Here is a 17,534-nt window from a genome sequence, read left to right as displayed (position 1 = left end):
TCCCCCGGGCGGTGTCGCCATGACGCCCGAATTGTCCATCGTCATTCCGGTCTACAACGAGGAAGCCGGGCTGCCCGGCCTGTTCGACCGCCTGTACACGGCGCTCGACGCGCTGCGCACCGGCTATGAGATCGTGTTCGTCAACGATGGCAGCCGGGACGCCTCGGCGTCGTTGCTGGCCGAGCAGTTCCGGCGGCGCCCGGACGTCACCCGGGTGGTGCTGTTTAACGGCAATTACGGACAGCATATGGCGATCCTGGCCGGCTTCCAGTCCGCGCGCGGCCAGATCATGGTCACGCTCGACGCCGACCTGCAAAACCCGCCAGAGGAGATCGGCAAGCTGGTCGAGCGGATCCGCGCGGGCCACGACTACGTCGGCTCGATCCGGCGCGTGCGTCAGGATACGGCCTGGCGCACGCTGGCGTCGAAGGCGATGAACCGGCTGCGCGAACGCATCACCAATATCCGCATCACCGACCAGGGAAACATGCTGCGCGCCTACGGCCGTAACGTCATCGACCTGGTCAACCAGTGCGCGGAGGTCAACACCTTCGTGCCGGCGCTGGCCTACACTTTCGCGCGCAACCCGACCGAGGTCGTGGTCGAGCACGAGGAGCGCGCGGCCGGCGCGTCGAAGTACTCGCTCTACAGCCTGATACGGCTCAACTTCGACCTGGTCACCGGCTTCTCGCTGATCCCGCTGCAAATGTTCTCGATGTTGGGCATGGCGCTATCGGGCGCGTCCGGCTTGTTGGTGCTGGTGCTGTTGACGCGCCGGCTGCTGCTCGGCGCCGAGGCCGAGGGCGCGTTCACCTTGTTCGCGCTGCTGTTCTTCCTGATGGGCGTGATCCTGTTCGGCATCGGCCTGCTGGGGGAGTACATCGGCCGCATTTACCAGCAGGTGCGCGCGCGGCCGCGCTATGTGGTGCAAACCATCCTCGAGGAGCCGGCACCGGGGGCGCGGCGGCAGGTGGCCGGCGCCGCCAACGCGGCGTCCATCCTGCCGCTGGAACAGCGCGGGGTGGGGCGATGACGGCGCCGGGCGTGGCCCCGCGCGCCGTGGTGTTCGCCTACCACGACGTCGGCGTGCGCTGCCTTCGGGTGCTGCTGGCCGGCGGCGTGGACGTGGCCCTGGTCGTCACGCACGACGACGATCCGGCCGAGAACATCTGGTATGGCTCGGTGCGGGCGCTTTGCCGCGAGCACGGCATCGCCACCGCCGTGCATTCCGATCCGGCCGAACCGGCGCTGCTGGCCGCCGTGCGCGCGGCGCGGCCGGATTTCCTGTTCAGTTTTTACTACCGCCACATGCTGCCGGCCGCCGTGCTGGCGGTGGCGCCGGCCTACAACATGCACGGCTCGTTGCTGCCGAAGTTTCGCGGCCGCGCGCCGGTCAACTGGGCCGTGCTTCACGGCGCCGACCGCACCGGCGCCACCTTGCACGAGATGACCGCCAGACCCGACGCCGGCGCCATCGTGGCGCAGACGGCGGTGCCCATCCTGCCCGACGACACGGCCTTCGAGGTGTTCGCCAAGGTTACCGTGGCGGCCGAGCAGACCTTGTGGGGCGTACTACCGGCGCTGTTGGCGGGCGACGCGCCGCGCCGCGACAACGACCTGCGGCAGGGCAGTTACTTCGGCGGGCGCACGCCGGCCGATGGCCGCATCGACTGGCGCGCCGACGCGCAAACCGTCTACAACCTGCACCGCGCGGTGGCGCCGCCTTATCCCGGCGCCCACACGGAGGTGGATGGCGTGTCGTTGACGTTGGCCCGCGCGCGCCTCGTGCCGGGCTGTCTGGCGTGCGGCATGGCGCCCGGCCTGGCTGTGCTCGACGGCCGGATCGTCGGCGTGTGCGGCGACGGCCGCATGCTCGCCATCTCTTCCCTGCTGCACGGCGCGACCGAGGTATCGCCACAACAGTTACAAACCATGCTGGCCGGTTCGGCGGCGCAGATCGACATCACGCGAGTACACCCATGAAAAAAGTTCTTATCCTTGGCGTCAACGGCTTTATCGGCCACCACCTGTCCAAGCGCATCCTCGAAACCACCGACTGGGAGGTGTTCGGCATGGACATGCACACCGACCGCATCGCGGCCCTGCTGGAGAACCCGGCCTACAAGTCGCGCATGCATTTCTACGAGGGCGACATCACGATCAACAAGGAATGGATCGAATACCACGTCAAGAAGTGCGACGTGATCGTGCCGCTGGTGGCCATCGCCACGCCGTCGACCTACGTCAAGCAGCCCTTGCGCGTGTTCGAACTCGATTTCGAGGCCAACCTGCCGATCGTGCGCTCGGCCGCCAAATACGGCAAGCACCTGGTGTTCCCGTCGACGTCGGAGGTGTACGGCATGTGCCACGACGAGGAGTTCGATCCCGAAAGCTCCGAACTGGTGTGCGGACCGATCAACAAGCCGCGCTGGATCTATTCCAACGCCAAGCAATTGATGGACCGGGTGATCTGGGGCTACGGCATGGAGGGATTGAACTTCACGCTGTTCCGTCCCTTTAACTGGATCGGCGCGGGACTGGATTCGATCCACACCGCCAAGGAGGGCTCGTCGCGCGTGGTGACGCAGTTCTTCGGCCATATCGTGCGCGGCGAGGCCATCTCGCTGGTCGACGGCGGCGCGCAGAAACGCGCCTTCACCTACATCGACGACGGCATCGACGCGCTGGTGCGCATCATCGCCAACGTCGACGGTGTCGCCAGCGGCAAGATCTACAACATCGGCAACCCGGTCAACAATTATTCGATCCGCGAGCTGGCCGGGATGATGCTGGCGTTGGCCGCCGACTACCCCGAGTACGCGGAGGCGGTGCGGCGGGTGAAGATCGTCGAGACCACGTCCGGCGCCTACTACGGCGAGGGTTACCAGGATGTGCAGAACCGCGTGCCGAAGATCGCCAACACCAGCGCGGACCTGGGCTGGACGCCGGTCACCGGCATGGCCGACGCGCTGCGGCGCATCTTCGACGCCTACCGGGGCCAGGTCGCGCAGGCGCGCGCGCTGATCGACTGATGGCGACCACACCACCGCTGTTGACGCTCAAGATCGACGTCGACACCTTCCATGGCACCCGGATCGGCGTGGCCAACCTGGTGCGCATGCTGCGCGCGCACGGCGCCAACGCCACGTTCCTGTTTTCGCTCGGGCCGGACCACACCGGCCGGGCCTTGCGGCGCGCGCTGCGGCCCGGGTTTTGCAGCAAGGTCGCGCGCACCTCCGTGGTCGAACATTACGGTTTGAAAACGCTGATGTACGGCGTTTTGCTGCCCGGTCCCGACATCGGCCGGCGCTGCGCGGCGCAGCTGCGCGCCGTGCGCGACGCCGGTTTCGAATGCGGCATCCACACCTGGGACCACGTGCGGTGGCAGGACAACGTGGCCGCGCGCGGCGCCGACTGGACGCGCGAGATGATGCGCAAGGCCGCGCGCCGCCACGTCGACGTGTTCGGCATGGCCACGCGCACGCATGGCGCGGCCGGCTGGCAGATGAACGCCGCCGCCTTCGCCGAACACGACGCGGCCGGTTACCGCTACGCCTCGGACGGCCGCGTCCCGCTCGACGAACGGGGCGCGCTGATCGACCCAACCAGCGGCCCGCACCGGGTGCTGGCCGGCGGCCACCTGATCGACTGCGTCCAGTTGCCCACCACCTTGCCCACGCTCGACGAACTGCTCGGGCGCGCGGTCGACGGCAGGACGATTACGGCGGACAACGTCGCGGCGCACCTGTTGTCGCTGACCGCCGGCGCGCCGCGCGACCATGTCTACACGCTGCACGCCGAGCTGGAGGGACAAAAGCTGGCGCCGGTGTTCGAGCAGTTGCTGCTTGGCTGGCGCGCGCAGGGCTACCGCTTCGGCGCGATGGCCGACTACTACGACAAGGTCCGGCACGCGCCGCTGCCGACGTCGCCGTTGGGCTGGGGCGAGCTGCCCGGGCGCTCCGGGCGCGTGATCATGCAGGGCGGGGCGCCGTAGCGTGGCCTTGCGTTTCCTTCCCTATATTTTGAGGAGTATCCCGATGTCGCAATTTCTTGATCCGTTCCAACCGAGCGGGGCGCCGGCATGAAAATCACCATCATCGGAACGGGCTACGTCGGCCTGGTGACGGGCGCCTGCCTGGCCGAACTGGGCAACGATGTCGTCTGCCTCGACCTTGACGAAGCCAAGATCGCGCTGCTCAACGGCGGCGGCATGCCGATCCACGAACCGGGGTTGGCCGAGATCGTCGAACGCAACCGCGACGCCGGACGGCTGCGCTTTTGCACCGACGTCGCCGCCGCCGTGGAGCACGGCGACTTGCAGTTCATCGCGGTCGGCACGCCCAGCGACGAGGACGGCGCCGCCGACCTGCGGCACGTGCTGGCCGCCGCGCGCGCGATCGGCCGCCACATGCGCGGCTTCAAGGTGGTGGTCGACAAGTCGACCGTGCCGGTCGGCACCGGCGAGCGCGTGGCCGCCGCGCTGCGCGAGGAGCTGGACCGGCGCGCCTCGGACGCCGCCTTCTCGGTCGTCTCCAACCCCGAGTTCCTCAAGGAGGGCGCGGCGGTCGAGGATTTCATGCGGCCCGACCGCATCGTCATCGGCTGCGACGGCACGCCCGACGGCGCGCGCGCGCGCGAGCTGCTGCGCACGCTCTACAAGCCTTTCAACCGCAATCACGAGCGCACCCACTGGATGGACGTGCGCTCGGCCGAGTTCACCAAGTATGCCGCCAACGCCATGCTGGCGACGCGCATCTCGTTGATGAACGAATTCGCCAATCTGGCCGATTGCGTCGGCGTCGATATCGAGGCGGTGCGCCGCGGTATCGGCTCCGATCCGCGCATCGGCGCCAGCTTCCTGTACGCCGGCGCCGGCTACGGCGGCTCCTGCTTTCCCAAGGACGTGCGGGCGCTCGCGCGCACCGCCGGACGCTTCGGCCAGGAGCTGTTGATCCTGCGCGCGGTGGAGGCGGTCAACCAGCATCAGCAGCAGCTGCTGGGCCGCAAGATCCTCGTGCGCTACGGCGACGATCTGGACGGCATGCATTTCGCCGTATGGGGACTGGCGTTCAAACCGAACACCGACGACATGCGGGAGGCGCCGGCGCGTGTGTTGCTGCGCCAGTTGCTGCGCGCGGGCGCGACCGTCGCGGTGCACGACCCGGTTGCGATGGCCGAAGCCGCGCGGACGTTGGCGCTCGACTTGCACGCCGATGAGCTGGCGCGGATACGCTTCGCCGCCGCCCCGCTCGACGCCCTGGCCGGGGCCGACGCGCTGGCCATCGTCACCGAGTGGAAGGCGTTTCGCAGCCCCGATTTCGGCAAGATCAAGGCGGCGCTCAAACAGCCGGTCATCTTCGACGGGCGCAATCTGTTCGAGCCGGAGGCGATGGACGCGTATGGATTCGAGTACCATGGCATCGGACGCGGCTCCCGGCTCGCCAAGGACGCCCCGTCCGGCGCGCCGCGCGCCCCGGCCCGGCAGGCGGTGTCGCACCATGCGGTTTCCTTAATGCGCGCCTGATGGAACGCCGGACAGGCCGCGCCGCGACGACGGGCCAGCGGGAGCACCAAGGCGGCGTCCACGGCGGGACCACCATCGTGGACGCCGCCGCTGCGGCGCCGCTGTCGAAGCAGTTCCTGCGCTTCGCGTTGGTCGGCGCGTCGGGCACGGCGCTGCAATACTTGGTGTTGTGGCTCGGCGTCGAGCGCTGCGGCGCCGGCGCGGCCGCCGCGTCGGGCGTCGGCTACGCGCTGGCGGCCGTGGTGAACTACGTGTTGAACTATTTCTTCACGTTCGGCGGCGCCCGCTCCCACCTGCGCGCGGCCGGCCGCTATTTCACCCTGCTGGGCCTGGGCTGGTGCCTGAACACCGCGCTGATGTGGCTGCTGGTGGACGGGGCCGGCTGGCACTACTGGGTGGCGCAGGCGCTGGCCACCGGGCTGGGACTGTTGTGGAACTTCGCCGGTAGCCGCTGGTGGGCGTTTCGTCCGCCGCGTTAGGCGACGTCATTAATTTCTCCTTCCACGGGCGCGCGCCGGGCCGGTTTTTTACGCATCCGGCGCAGGTCGGGTCGTCAGCCGGAACAGCAGGCCCGGCTCCATCCGCTGCGCCGCCAGTGTCCAGCCGTGCGCCCCGGCGATCTCCTGGCAGATCGACAGGCCCAGGCCGGCGCCATGGTCGCGGCGATGCGCGCCACGCCAGAAGCGCTCGAACATGCGCGCCATCTGTTCCGGTGTCACCCCGGGGCCGCTATCGCGTACCGTCAGTGCCTCGGCGCCGATCGTCACGCTCACCTCGGTGCCTTCGGGGGCATGCTGGATGGCGTTTTCCAGCAGGTTTTTCAGCAAGGTGAACAGCGTCGCCGGGTCCGCCTGCCATGGCGCCACCGGGCCGTCGTCGCGCAACGTCAGGCGCACGTTCGCCGCGTCGGCCATGCGGCGCAGATAGCCGACCGCCTCGGCGCCGACGTCGCGCGGATCGACCATGGAGAAAATGTAATTCTGCTCCTCGCTCGCTTCGGCCAGCAGTAGCAACTGCTGCACTTGGCGCGTCATGTGCTGGATGTCGCCGAGCAGCGAATCGCGCTCCTCGCCTTGGTCCGTCAGCTCGACCTGCGCGCGGATCAGGGCCAGCGGCGTCTTCAGTTCATGCGCGGCCGTCGCCAGAAAACCTTGCTGTACGCGATACCCCTGTTCCAGGCGCTCGAGCACGCGGTTGAAACTGGCGACCAGCGGCGCGATCTCGGCCGGCACCGCGTTGACCCGCAGCCGCGCGTGCAGCGCGCGCGGGGAAATCGCCGCGGCCGACTCCGACACCTCGCGCAGCGGCTTGAGCGTGTAGCGCAGCGTGATGAGCGCGCAGGCGCCGAAGACGAACAGCATGACCAGACTGAACAAGACGATGCCGGCGCCCATGAACGGCAGCGCGAACTCGGTCTGGAACAGCTCGACGATGCGCTTGCTGGCGGCGAACTGCACATACCAGCGCTTGCCCTCATGCTCGACGGCGGCGGTGCCGGCGTACATCGGCACGCCGGCGAAATCGAAGGTGAACGGGCCGGGTGTCAACCGGCGTGTCGCCGGTGTCGACGGCCATGCCGTCCCGGGGCCGGTGGCCGACGCCAGCGCGACGTCGCCGGCCGCGTCCAGCACGCGGTACGAGATCTCGCGCCGCAGACTGTCGTAGGTCCACGGATGACTGTCTTCGCTGTCCAGGAAGCCGACCGGCCGTCCGGCGCTATCGAACAGCAGCGCCTCGGCCATTTCCTCCGCGCGTTCCGCCACGTCCATGCTCGGCAAGATCTCGCTTTTCGTCGTGATGAGGTAAAAAACGGCCGCCAGCAGCAGGGCGACGCTGAGGACCATGCCGGCCACGTAGGCGAGCAGGACTTTGACGCCCAGGCTATTGAGCCACTTCGGGTTCGCGTAGCGCATAGCCCAGTCCTCTCACGTTGACGATCCGCTGGCGCGAACCGACGGCCAGCAGTTTGCGGCGGATGCGGTGCACGACGACGTCGAGGGCGTTGGGCGTGACGGCCTCGCTCAAGCCCCACGCGGCCGCCTCCAGCGCGCCACGGCGCACCACCTGCGCAGGTTTGCGCACCAGCAGCAGCATGATTTGCATCTCGGCCGGCGCCAGGGCGACGCTTTCGGCGCCGCAGCAAAGCAGGCCGGCGTCGGGGCGCAAACCGAGGTCGGCGTGGCCGGGCTCGAGTGGGCGGAAGTCCACGGGGCGGCGCAGCAAGGCCCGCACGCGCGCGACCAGTTCGTCGATGGCGAACGGCTTGGCAAGGTAGTCGTCGGCGCCCGCTTCGAGGCCTTCAACCCGGTCATGCAGTGCTTCGCGCGCCGTCAGCACCAGGCAGGGCACGCCCAGCCCGGCGCCGCGCAGGCGTCGCAGCAGGGCCAGCCCGTCGCCGTCCGGCAAGCCGCGATCGAGCACCAGCGCCTGGTAGGGCATGCGCGCGATGGCGTCCCACGCCGAGTCGATGCGTTCGACGACATCGACGGCGATGCCGGCGTCGCCCAGCGCCTTGCACATCAGCCGGGCCAGGCGGTCATGGTCTTCGATGAGTAGAATGCGGTTCATTGGAAGCGATACAGGTATCCCGGGCCGGACGCGGTACTGCGTCGTCGACCGCGCCCGAGCGGCGCCGTTACGGGGTGTCAATATAACACGCTGGCGTGGCGGGGCGCCGGTCCCAACGCCAGCCGAAGGGTGGCCGGCGGCGCCGCGCACGCCGCCACGGCTAGTCGGCGACATCGGCGGCGCGCAGCGCATAGCCCAGTCCCCTTATATTGACGATACGCTGGCGCGAGCCGATGGCCAGCAGTTTGCGGCGGATCCGGTGCAGCGCCACGTCCAGCGCGTTGGGCGTGACGGCCTCGCTCAGCCCCCAGGCGGCGGCCTCCAGCGCGCTACGGCGCACCACCTCGGCGTGCCGGTGCACCAGCATCAGCATGATCTGCATCTCCGCCGGGGCCAGGGTGACGCTGTCGTCGGCGCAGCACACCAGGCCCGCGCCGGGGCGCAGCGTCAGGTCGTCGTGGCTGGGGTCGAGCGGGCGGCAATCGGCGGGCCGGCGCAGCAGGGCCCGCACGCGCGCGACCATCTCGTCCATCGCGAACGGCTTGGGCAGGTAGTCGTCGGCGCCGGCCTCCAATCCTTCGACGCGGTCGTGCAGCGCGTCGCGCGCGGTCAGCACCAGGCAGGGCACGTGCAGGCCGGCGCCGCGCACGCGGTGCAGCAGCGACAGCCCGTCGCCGTCCGGCAAGCCGCGGTCGAGGATGACGGCCTGGTACGGCAGTTGCCGGAGGGCGGCCCACGCGCCGTCGATGCGGTCGATGACGTCGACCGCGATGCCGGCGGCCGCCAGCGCCTTGCACATCAGCTGGGCGAGGCGGTCGTGGTCTTCGACGAGCAGGATGCGGTTCATCAGAAGCGGTACAGGTATCCCAGGCCGACGCGGTTCTCGTTCGCGCGGTCGACCAGCGGGCTGTCCTTGATCTTCTTGGCCAGCTTGGTCACCCCCACATCGACAAACAGCGAGTGGTGGGCGTCGACGACGTAGGTGCCGCGCAGGCCGAGCTCGGCGTTGACGCCGGATTTACCGACGTAGGCGGGGCGGCCGGCGCGGGCCTCGTCGGCGGCGACGCCGTAGTAATAATCGACGTATTTCTTGTCGACCCAGGCCACGCCGGCGCGCGGCGTCAACATCAAATGCTCGCCGATGCGCCAGGTCTTTTCCAGCCCGAGGTTGGCGCGCCGGCCCTTGCTGTTGCCCGAGGCGTCGGCCAATAGTTCGGCGCTGACGTCGACGATGCCGGTGCGCCATATCATCTTGCCGCCGGCCCAGAAGCCGCTTTTGCGCTCGCGCATGCCGTTCAGGATGGGCGCGTCGCCGGTCTCATAGCCGCTGAAGTCGTACTTGCCGACCACGCGCAGGTCGAGGCGCTGGCCGGCGCCGAGATCGACGCTGTAAGCCTTGAATTCGGCGACCGGGCCGAACACGCGCACATATTGGTTCTCGTAGGAGATCAGCGGCAGCGCGCGGTTTTCCCGGTCGATGCCCGCGTAGGGTTGTTGCGCGCTGAACGCGGCGACGCCCAGGCCCCACGAGGACGCCTCGCCGGCCGCGGCGGCGCCCGCCACGCCGGTGGCGCACAGCCCCAGTGCCAGGGCCGCGGCGAGCCTCGCGTGCTTGATTGCCGACGGGAAGGCGAGGGTAGGGATGCGTGGAAGCTGCATGTGATTTCTCCGAATGTTGAATGTGAAGCCACATGGTCGCTCAAGTCGTCTTACTGAATACTTACCGGTAAAAAACACCAAAACCTGCGCCTTCCGGCGATCCGGTAAGTATACGGAAAGACGCGCTGCCCGATAGTGGCGCTCTGTTCAAGCCGAGGGCACCGCATGCGTTCATCCGCCAACTTCAAGTTATGCTTCCGCCGGCCGTTTTGGCGCGCGCCGTGGCTGGGCGCCGGCGCCGCGTTAATGGCCGGGTGCGCGACGTCCGTTCCGGCGCCGGCACCGGGTGGCCCGGCGGCGCCCGTGGCCGCCCAATGGCACGCGCCGCTGCCGCACGGCGGCCGGCTTGCCGACCTGGGCCTTTGGTGGGAACGGTTCGACGATCCGCTGGTGCCGCGCCTGATCGCGGCCGGACAGCAAGCGAGTCCGACCTTGGCGGAGGCGCTGGCGCGCATCGCCGATGCCCGCGCGGCCAGCGTTGCCAGCGGCGCCGCGCTGCTGCCCACGTTGGGCGCCAACGCCAGCGCCAGCCGGGGCCGCGCGGAGATCGCGGCGCCGGTCGGCCAGTCGGCGTCGGCCGGCTTGCAGGCCGGTTGGGAGCTGGACCTGTTCGGCGCCAACCGCGCCGGCGCCGCCGCCGCCCAGGCCGCGCTCGAGTCGAGCCAGGCCGGCTGGCATGTGGCGCGGGTGTCGCTCGCCGCCGACATCGCCACCAGTTATGTCAGCCTGCGCGCCTGCGAGGCGCAACTGGCGCAGACCGAACTCGACGCCCGCTCGCGGAACCGGACCTCCGCGCTGACCAGCCTGGCGGCGGACGCCGGTTTCCGCGCGCCCGCAGTGGCCGACCTGGCGCGCGCCAGCGCCGCGCAGGCCGGCGCCGCACTGATCCAGCAGCGCGCGCAATGCGATCTTTCCGTCAAGGCGCTGGCCGCGCTCACCGCGTGGGACGAGGCGGCGCTGCGCGGCGAACTGGCCGACGGCGCCGCCCGCTTGCCGCAACCGCCCGACTTGACCGTCGACGCCGTCCCGGCCGCCGTGCTGGCGCAGCGGCCCGATATCCATGCCGCCGCGCGCGACGTCGTGGCCGCCAGCGCGCGTGCCGACCAGGCGCGGGCGCAGCGCTGGCCGCGCGTCACACTGGCCGGCAGCATCGGCGCCGCCCGCGCGCGCTCGGACGGCGTCGGCAGCAACGGCGGCGTCTGGAGCGTGGGACCGGTGGCGGTGACCTTGCCGCTGTTCGACGGCGGCGCGCTGCGCGCCAATGCGCAGGCGGCACGCGTGCGCTACGACGCCGCCACCACCGTCTACGCGGCGCGGCTGCGCGAGGCGGTGCGCGGCGTCGAGACGGCGCTGGTGACGTTGCGCAGCGCGGCGGCGCGCGGCGCCGACACCGACGCGGCGGCCGCCGGATTCGAACGCTCCTACCACGCGACGCAGGCGGGCTACGAGGCCGGCACCGCCAGCCTGTTCGAGCTGGAGGACGCACGCCGCGGCGTGGTCGCCGCCCGGGTCGCGGTCATCGACCTGCGCCGCGAACGCGTGGCCGCCTGGATCGCCCTGTACCGCGAGCTCGGCGGCGGCTGGTCCCCGACCGACACGCCCCCACCATCCATCATCGCCACCGGCGCCGCGCCGGTCGATAGCAACCAAGGAACCCGTGATGAAAAATAGACGCCATCAGTTCTTCTACCTCGCCGCCGTGCTGGCCGCCGTGCTGGCCTATGCCGTGATCGCGCTGGCCATGCCGGAGTCCGTCAAGCCGTTGGCGGCCGCGCCCCGCAGCGTGCTTACGGTGGAGGTGGCGACACCGCAAGCGGTCGTATTGCCGCTGCGCCTGGCCGCCAACGGCAACATCGCCGCCTGGCAGGAAGCGAGCATCGGCGCCGAGGCCGACGGCCTGCGCCTGGCCGAGGTCAAGGTCAACGTCGGCGACGTTGTGCGGCGCGGACAGGTGCTGGCCACGTTCGCTTCCGCCACTGTGGGCGCCGAGCTGGCGCAAAGCCGCGCCGCCGCCGCCGAGGCCGAGGCGGCGCTGGCCGAGGCCGACGCCAACGCGGCGCGCGCACATCGACTGCAGACCACCGGCGCGTTATCGGCCCAGCAAATCGAGCAATATCTGACGGCCGGACGCACTGCGCGGGCGCGGCTGGACGCGTTGCGGGCCGCCGAGCACACCCGGCAACTGCGCCTGGCGCAGACCCGCGTGCTGGCCCCGGACGACGGCGTGATTTCGGCGCGCGGCGCGACAGTGGGCGCGGTGCCGCCGGCCGGCCAGGAATTGTTCCGCCTGATCCTGCGCGGCCGGCTCGAATGGCGCGCCGAGGTCGCGGCCCCGGACCTGGCGCAACTCAAGCCGGGCCAGCGCGCGCTGGTGACGCCGGCAGGCGGCAAGCCGATCGAGGGCAGGGTGCGGATGGTGGCGCCGGCGGTCGACCCGCTCACCCGCAACGCGCTGGTGTATGTCGACCTGCCGCCGGGCGGTGCGGCGCGCGCCGGCATGTTCGCGCGCGGCGTTTTCGAGACCGGCACGGCGCCGGCGCTGACCCTGCCGCAAAGCGCGGTGCAGGTGCGCGACGGCTTTAGCTTTGTGCTGCGGGTGGGCGCCGATTCGCGCGTGGTGCGCACCAAGGTGGGGGTGGGCCGGCGCGCGGGCGACCTGGTCGAGATCACCGGCGGCATCGCGCCGCCGGCGCGGGTGGTGGCCGCCGGCGGCGGCTTCCTCGGCGATGGCGACCTGGTCAGCGTGGCCCCGTCCGCCGCCGCGCGCGCGTCGACGACGGCCGCCGTCAACTAACCGAAAGAGCGCGATGCATTTCAATATATCCTCCTGGTCGATCCGCAACCCGACGCCGGCGATCCTGCTGTTCATCCTGCTGACCTTGGCCGGATTGCTCGGGTTTTGGGCGATGAAGGTGCAGAACTTCCCCGACATCGAGCTGCCGACGGTCACCGTCGGCGCCGCGCTGCCCGGCGCCTCGCCGGCGCAGCTCGAGAACGACGTCGTCCGCAAGATCGAGGACGCGCTGGCGACCGTCCAGGGCGTCAAGCACATGCGCAGCACCCTGACCGACGGCAGCGCCGACATCACGATCGAGTTCCACCTCGATAAACCGGTGCGCGAGGCCGTCGAGGACGTGCGCGACGCCGTCTCGCGCATCCGCGCCGACCTGCCGGCCGACCTGCGCGATCCGGTGATCCGGAAAGTGGAGCTGGCCGGCGTGCCGATCCTGACCTACGTCGTCGCGTCCGGGCGCAAGGATGCCGAGGCGCTGTCCTGGTTCGTCGACAACGAGGTCGCCAAGGCGCTGCTGGCGGTGCCCGGCGTGGGCGCGGTCAAGCGCGTGGGCGGCGTCAGCCGCGAAGTGCGCGTGGCGCTCGATCCGGCGCGCCTGCTGGCGCTGAACACGGGCGTACTGGACCTGTCGCGCCAGCTGGGCCAGACGCAGCGCGAGGCGCCCGGCGGCCGCGTCAGGCTCGGCGGCGCCGAGCAGTCGGTGCGCACCATCGCCACCGTACAATCGGCGGCCGAGGTGGCTGCGCTGGAGGTCACGCTCGGCGACGGCCGGCGGGTGCGCCTGGACCAGGTCGCGGACGTGGCCGACACCGTCGCCGAGCCGCGCTCGGCCGCGCTGCTGGACGGTGCGCCGGTGGTCGGTTTCGAGATCCTGCGCGCGCGCGGGGCCGGCGAGATCGAGGTCGCCGGGGCGGTGGGGCAAGCGCTGGCCGCGCTCAAGGCCGGGCATCCGGACATCCGCCTGGTCGAGGCCTTGAACGCCGTCGACCCGGTGCGCGAGAACTACGACGGTTCGATGCGCCTGCTTTACGAGGGCGCGGCGCTGGCCGTGCTGGTGGTGTTCCTGTTCCTGCGCGACTGGCGCGCCACGTTCGTGGCGGCCGTGGCGCTGCCGTTGTCGGCCATCCCGACCTTTGCCGTGATGCACTGGATGGGCTTTACCGTCAACACGGTGAGCCTGTTGTCGCTGTCGCTGGTGGTCGGCGTGCTGGTCGACGACGCCATCGTCGAGATCGAGAACATCGAGCGCCACCTGCGCATGGGCAAGACGCCGTTGCGCGCGGCGATGGAGGCGGCCGACGAGATCGGCCTGGCCGTGGTGGCCACCACCTTCACCTTGATCGCGGTGTTCCTGCCGACCGCGTTCATGGGCGGCACCATCGGCAGGTTCTTCGTCCAGTTCGGCTGGACGGCGGCCACCGCCGTGTTCTTCTCGCTGGTGGTGGCGCGCTTGCTGACGCCGATGATGGCGGCCCACCTGCTGCGCGCGCCGCGTCCGGACGTCGCGCCGGCGCCGCAACCGCGCTCGCTGCGCGCCTACCTGGCCTGCGCCGCGTGGTGCCTGCGCCACCGGGGCTTGACGGTCGCCGCCGCCGCCGCGTTCTTCGCCGGCGGGATCCTGCTGGCGGCGTCGCTGCCGGCCGCCTTTATTCCGGCCGACGACGACTGGCAGACGCAGGCGACGGTCAGCCTCGCGCCCGGCGCGCGGCTGGAGGAGACCATCGCGCTGGCCGGGCGGGCGCGCGCGATCGTCATGCGCAACCCGCACGTCAAGCTGGTCTACGCCCATGTCGGCGGCGGCGTCGGCGCCGACATGGGCGGCCCGCCCGGCGCGGCCGACGTCCGCACGGCCGTGCTCACGCTGACCTTGACGCACCGCGACGCCCGTCCCGGCCTGACCAAGCAGCGCATCGAGAGCGAGCTGCGCGCCGCGCTGGCGGCGCTGCCGGCCGCCCGCGTCAAGGTCGGCATGGAGGAGTCGGAAAACTATGTGCTGGTGCTCTCCGGCGAGGACGGCGCTACCCTGGCGCGCCACGCGCAGCAGGTCGAGCGCGAGCTGCGCGGCCTGCCCGGGGTGGGCGCGGTCACCTCCAGCGCCGGGCTGCTGCGGCCGGAACTGATCGTGCGGCCCGATTTCGCCCGCGCCGCCGACCTGGGCGTGACGTCGGCCAGCATCGCCGACACCTTGCGGGTGGCGACGGCGGGCGACTACGAGCAGGACCTGTCCAAACTCAACCTGAGCGAGCGCCAGGTGCCGGTGGTGGTGCGGCTGGCCGACGGCGCGCGCGACGACCTCGACACGCTCAAGCGCCTGCCGGTGCCGGGCGCGCGCGGCGCGGTGGCGCTCGAGAACGTCGCCACCCTGGAAATCGGCAGCGGTCCGGCGGAGATCGCCCGCTACGACCGCCGCCGCAACATCGATTTCGAGATCGAGCTCAATGGCGAGGCGCTGGGCGACATCGAGGCGGCGGTCCTGGCGCTGCCCAGCCTGCGGGAGATGCCGCCGGGCGTGACGCGGGCGTCGATCGGCGACGCCGAGTCGATGGACGAGCTGGCCGCCGGTTTCGCCATCGCCATGCTGACCGGCGTGCTGTGCATCTACATGGTGCTGGTGTTGTTGCTGAAGGACTTCCTGCAGCCGGTGACCGTGCTGGCCGCGCTGGTGCTGTCGGTGCCGGGCGCCTTCCTGGCGCTGTTCCTGACCGGCACGGCGTTGTCGATGCCGTCGATGATAGGCTTGATCATGCTGATGGGTATCGCCACCAAGAACTCGATCCTGCTGATCGACTACGTCATCCTGGCCCGGCGCGACCACGGCCTGGCGCGGCGGGACGCGATCATCGACGCCTGCGGCAAGCGGGTGCGCCCGATCGTAATGACCACCATCGCCATGGGCGCGGGCATGCTGCCGATCGCGCTGGGGTGGGGCGCCGACCCGAGTTTCCGGGCGCCGATGGCGATCGTCGTCATCGGCGGGCTGATCACCTCGACGGTATTGAGCCTGCTGGTTGTTCCGGTGGTGTTCACTTATGTCGACGACGCCGCGCAGTGGCTGGCGGCGGTGCGCCAGCGCGGCGCCGGCACATCGAGCGCCGCTTTACCCGATCAGTAGCGTTCGAGCCAGTGCGCGTACGGCGCCGGCAGCGTCCACGACGCCCGTTCGACGCCGAGCTCCTTGGCGGCGAAGTAGGCCCAGTGCGGATTGGCCAGGTGGGCCCGGCCGACCATCACCAGGTCGAGCTGCTGGTCGCGCACCACCTGTTCGGCGATGGCCGGCGTGCCGAAGCCCCACGCCGACGACACCGGCACGCCGGCCTCGCGCCGCACGCGCTCGGCCACCGGTCCCATGAAGGCCGGTCCCCACGGGATCGACGTGTCGGGAATCGTGAAGCCGACGCTGACGCTGACCATGTCCATGCCGGAGGCCTTGAATTGGCGCACCAGTTCGATCGACTCGAGCAACGTCTGCTCGTCGCGGCCGTCGTATTCGATCACGCCGAAACGCACCGTCAACGGCAGGTTTTCCGGCCACACCTCGCGCACCGCCTTGAGCGTCTCGAGCAGGAAGCGGGCGCGGTTGGCGGCGCTGCCGCCGTACATATCGTCGCGCTGGTTCGAGTGCTCGGAGAAGAAGGTTTGCGCCAGGTAGCCGTGCGCGAAGTGCAGCTCCAGCCATTCGAAGCCGGCTTCGACGGCGCGGCGCGCGGTGTCGACGAAGTTCTGGCGCACGCGCGCGATGTCGTCGAGCGTCATCGCCTGCGGCACCTTCGGCAGGTTGGCGCCGTAGGCGATGGCCGACGGCGCGAGCGTTTGCCAGCCGCGCGCGTCGCCGTCGGCGATATGGTCGTCGCCTTCCCATGGCCGGTTGGCGCTGGCCTTGCGGCCGGCATGGGCGATCTGGATGCCCGGCACGGCGCCGGCGGCCTTGATGGCGCGCACGATCGGCACGAACGCCTGCGCTTGTTCATCGTTCCACAGGCCGGTGCAGCCCGGCGTGATGCGGCCCTCGGGCGCGACGGCGGTCGCTTCGACGATCACCAGTCCGGCGCCGCCGCGCGCGATGCTGGCGTAGTGCGACAGGTGCCAGTCGTTGGGGACGCCGTCGGTGGCGGAATACTGGCACATCGGCGGCACCGCGATCCGGTTGCGCAAGGTGACGTCTTTAAGGCTGTAGGGCTGGAATAGGGCGGACATGGTTTCCTTTGTTGAAAAAGTGGCGTAATGAGAAGGACGATAGTTCGAAAATATACGAACAATGGAAGAAGTATAGCGCAAGGTGTATGATTCTGCTCATGCGTCCCTACAAACATCCCACCCCCGACGAATTCGTGCTTGAACGTGTGCTGTACGCGCTCAGCGACTCGATCCGTCTGGAAATCGTACGGCATCTGGCGCAAGTGGACGGCGCCACCTGTGGCGAGCTCGACGGCGGTCGGCCCAAATCGACCGTATCCCACCATTTCAAGGTGCTGCGCGACGCCGGACTGGTGCATACGGAAACGGCGGGGACCGCCCACATGAACACGCTGCGCCGCGCCGACATCGACGGCCGCTTTCCCGGCCTGCTGGCGGTGGTCTTGGCGCAGCCGCCTCTGAACTAACAAGTGCGCCGCCCGGTCGGCATCGCGCCAGATACGCTCCCACCTCCGCGCTCAAGTTCGCTTCGTCGTCGGAGAAACGGACGAATCGATGGGGGCGAAGGCTGGGCCCTCGCCCCCGTGATGCTGGCGGGCGGCGTTACGACGTCGCTGCCGCCTTTGCCGCCGTTGCCGTTTTCTCCCGCTGGCGGCGGGTGGTGACGTTCTCGCGATTGACGCCCCAGTTGTCGGTATCGACCTCGTCGATGATGACGAAGGTGGTGGCCGGATCTTTGTCCAGGACGCGCGACAGCAGATCGGTGGCGCCCTCGATCAGCGCCAGTCTCTGGGCGGGCGTGGTGCCCTCCTTGGTGATGCGGATATTTACGAATGGCATGGCGGAATTCCTTTT

Annotated in this window: 16 protein-coding genes; 10 read left to right on the top strand and 6 right to left on the bottom strand. The window is 70.0% G+C overall.

Annotated features, from left to right (window positions below; genetic code table 11):
- Positions 1-19 precede the first annotated feature (19 nt).
- From BMX85_RS14760 to BMX85_RS14735, 6 genes are all read left to right on the top strand, one after another.
- Positions 20-1,033 carry a glycosyltransferase gene (locus BMX85_RS14760; RefSeq protein WP_090319280.1) on the top strand — a complete coding sequence of 338 codons (1,014 nt, stop codon included), beginning with the start codon at positions 20-22 and terminating at the stop codon, positions 1,031-1,033.
- An 11-nt stretch (positions 1,034-1,044) separates the two neighbouring features.
- Entirely contained in the window at positions 1,045-1,983 is a 939-nt protein-coding gene (locus BMX85_RS14755) for a formyltransferase (RefSeq protein ID WP_090320118.1), read from the top strand.
- A complete protein-coding gene (locus tag BMX85_RS14750) occupies positions 1,980-3,032 on the top strand; it encodes a bifunctional UDP-4-keto-pentose/UDP-xylose synthase (RefSeq protein WP_090319277.1) in 1,053 nt (350 codons plus the stop codon). The genes BMX85_RS14755 and BMX85_RS14750 overlap by 4 nt, the downstream gene beginning before the upstream one ends.
- A complete protein-coding gene (locus tag BMX85_RS14745; RefSeq protein ID WP_090319275.1) occupies positions 3,032-3,994 on the top strand; it encodes a polysaccharide deacetylase family protein in 963 nt (320 codons plus the stop codon). Before BMX85_RS14750 ends, BMX85_RS14745 begins: the two co-directional genes overlap by 1 nt.
- Positions 3,995-4,081: 87 nt before the next feature.
- On the top strand, positions 4,082-5,524 hold the full coding sequence (locus BMX85_RS14740) for a UDP-glucose dehydrogenase family protein (RefSeq protein ID WP_090319272.1): 1,443 nt from the start codon (positions 4,082-4,084) through the stop codon (positions 5,522-5,524).
- Positions 5,524-6,003 carry a GtrA family protein gene (locus tag BMX85_RS14735; protein WP_090319269.1) on the top strand — a complete coding sequence of 160 codons (480 nt, stop codon included), beginning with the start codon at positions 5,524-5,526 and terminating at the stop codon, positions 6,001-6,003. The genes BMX85_RS14740 and BMX85_RS14735 overlap by 1 nt, the downstream gene beginning before the upstream one ends.
- Positions 6,004-6,051: 48 nt before the next feature.
- Here the strand turns inward: BMX85_RS14735 and BMX85_RS14730 are convergent, their stop codons facing one another.
- The 4 genes from BMX85_RS14730 to BMX85_RS14715 all read right to left on the bottom strand — a co-directional run bounded on the left by BMX85_RS14730 (position 6,052) and on the right by BMX85_RS14715 (position 9,751).
- The gene (locus BMX85_RS14730; RefSeq protein ID WP_090319266.1) at positions 6,052-7,437 is read right to left on the bottom strand and encodes a sensor histidine kinase; all 1,386 of its coding nucleotides are present in this window, start codon (positions 7,435-7,437) and stop codon (positions 6,052-6,054) included.
- Complete coding sequence (locus BMX85_RS14725) at positions 7,406-8,092, bottom strand: response regulator transcription factor (protein WP_090319263.1); 687 nt, start codon at positions 8,090-8,092, stop codon at positions 7,406-7,408. The genes BMX85_RS14730 and BMX85_RS14725 overlap by 32 nt, the downstream gene beginning before the upstream one ends.
- Positions 8,093-8,252: 160 nt before the next feature.
- Entirely contained in the window at positions 8,253-8,939 is a 687-nt protein-coding gene (locus BMX85_RS14720) for a response regulator transcription factor (protein WP_090319260.1), read from the bottom strand.
- The gene (locus tag BMX85_RS14715) at positions 8,939-9,751 is read right to left on the bottom strand and encodes a MipA/OmpV family protein (protein WP_090319258.1); all 813 of its coding nucleotides are present in this window, start codon (positions 9,749-9,751) and stop codon (positions 8,939-8,941) included. Before BMX85_RS14715 ends, BMX85_RS14720 begins: the two co-directional genes overlap by 1 nt.
- A gap of 165 nt (positions 9,752-9,916) precedes the next feature.
- Between BMX85_RS14715 and BMX85_RS14710 the strand changes: the two genes are divergently transcribed.
- Genes BMX85_RS14710 through BMX85_RS14700 form a run of 3 tightly spaced genes read left to right on the top strand, consistent with a single transcriptional unit; the run spans position 9,917 to position 15,657 of the window.
- Positions 9,917-11,422 (top strand): efflux transporter outer membrane subunit, encoded by a 1,506-nt coding sequence (locus tag BMX85_RS14710; protein WP_090319255.1) that lies wholly within the window; start codon positions 9,917-9,919, stop codon positions 11,420-11,422.
- The gene (locus BMX85_RS14705) at positions 11,412-12,545 is read left to right on the top strand and encodes an efflux RND transporter periplasmic adaptor subunit (protein WP_090319251.1); all 1,134 of its coding nucleotides are present in this window, start codon (positions 11,412-11,414) and stop codon (positions 12,543-12,545) included. The genes BMX85_RS14710 and BMX85_RS14705 overlap by 11 nt, the downstream gene beginning before the upstream one ends.
- Before the next feature lie 13 nt (positions 12,546-12,558).
- Positions 12,559-15,657: an efflux RND transporter permease subunit gene (locus BMX85_RS14700; protein WP_090319249.1), complete on the top strand. Its 3,099-nt coding sequence runs from the start codon at positions 12,559-12,561 to the stop codon at positions 15,655-15,657.
- On the opposite strand, the gene BMX85_RS14695 is transcribed toward BMX85_RS14700, so the two are convergent.
- Positions 15,651-16,739: an NADH:flavin oxidoreductase/NADH oxidase gene (locus BMX85_RS14695; RefSeq protein ID WP_090319246.1), complete on the bottom strand. Its 1,089-nt coding sequence runs from the start codon at positions 16,737-16,739 to the stop codon at positions 15,651-15,653. The genes BMX85_RS14700 and BMX85_RS14695 overlap by 7 nt on opposite strands.
- A 98-nt stretch (positions 16,740-16,837) precedes the next feature.
- Here BMX85_RS14695 and BMX85_RS14690 point away from each other — a divergent pair, with 98 nt between their 5' ends.
- Positions 16,838-17,146, top strand: coding sequence for an ArsR/SmtB family transcription factor (locus BMX85_RS14690; protein WP_090320116.1), 309 nt, complete (start codon positions 16,838-16,840; stop codon positions 17,144-17,146).
- 136 nt (positions 17,147-17,282) lie between these two features.
- Here BMX85_RS14690 and BMX85_RS14685 read toward each other — a convergent pair whose 3' ends face one another.
- Entirely contained in the window at positions 17,283-17,519 is a 237-nt protein-coding gene (locus BMX85_RS14685) for a 2-hydroxymuconate tautomerase family protein (protein ID WP_090319243.1), read from the bottom strand.
- Positions 17,520-17,534 lie beyond the last annotated feature (15 nt).

The sequence above is a fragment of the Duganella sp. CF517 genome (assembly GCF_900110275.1).
In the GTDB taxonomy this organism is placed as follows: Bacteria; Pseudomonadota; Gammaproteobacteria; order Burkholderiales; family Burkholderiaceae_D; genus Rugamonas.
This window is presented reverse-complemented; position numbering and strand designations above follow the sequence as displayed.

Coding starts and splice junctions, on each gene's coding strand:
- BMX85_RS14760 (WP_090319280.1), top strand. CDS start 20: ATGACGCCCGAATTGTCCATCGTCATTCCGGTCTACAACGAGGAAGCC.
- BMX85_RS14750 (WP_090319277.1), top strand. CDS start 1,980: ATGAAAAAAGTTCTTATCCTTGGCGTCAACGGCTTTATCGGCCACCAC.
- BMX85_RS14745 (WP_090319275.1), top strand. CDS start 3,032: ATGGCGACCACACCACCGCTGTTGACGCTCAAGATCGACGTCGACACC.
- BMX85_RS14740 (WP_090319272.1), top strand. CDS start 4,082: ATGAAAATCACCATCATCGGAACGGGCTACGTCGGCCTGGTGACGGGC.
- BMX85_RS14735 (WP_090319269.1), top strand. CDS start 5,524: ATGGAACGCCGGACAGGCCGCGCCGCGACGACGGGCCAGCGGGAGCAC.
- BMX85_RS14730 (WP_090319266.1), bottom strand. CDS start 7,437: ATGCGCTACGCGAACCCGAAGTGGCTCAATAGCCTGGGCGTCAAAGTC.
- BMX85_RS14725 (WP_090319263.1), bottom strand. CDS start 8,092: ATGAACCGCATTCTACTCATCGAAGACCATGACCGCCTGGCCCGGCTG.
- BMX85_RS14720 (WP_090319260.1), bottom strand. CDS start 8,939: ATGAACCGCATCCTGCTCGTCGAAGACCACGACCGCCTCGCCCAGCTG.
- BMX85_RS14715 (WP_090319258.1), bottom strand. CDS start 9,751: ATGCAGCTTCCACGCATCCCTACCCTCGCCTTCCCGTCGGCAATCAAG.
- BMX85_RS14710 (WP_090319255.1), top strand. CDS start 9,917: ATGCGTTCATCCGCCAACTTCAAGTTATGCTTCCGCCGGCCGTTTTGG.
- BMX85_RS14705 (WP_090319251.1), top strand. CDS start 11,412: ATGAAAAATAGACGCCATCAGTTCTTCTACCTCGCCGCCGTGCTGGCC.
- BMX85_RS14700 (WP_090319249.1), top strand. CDS start 12,559: ATGCATTTCAATATATCCTCCTGGTCGATCCGCAACCCGACGCCGGCG.
- BMX85_RS14695 (WP_090319246.1), bottom strand. CDS start 16,739: ATGTCCGCCCTATTCCAGCCCTACAGCCTTAAAGACGTCACCTTGCGC.
- BMX85_RS14690 (WP_090320116.1), top strand. CDS start 16,838: ATGCGTCCCTACAAACATCCCACCCCCGACGAATTCGTGCTTGAACGT.
- BMX85_RS14685 (WP_090319243.1), bottom strand. CDS start 17,519: ATGCCATTCGTAAATATCCGCATCACCAAGGAGGGCACCACGCCCGCC.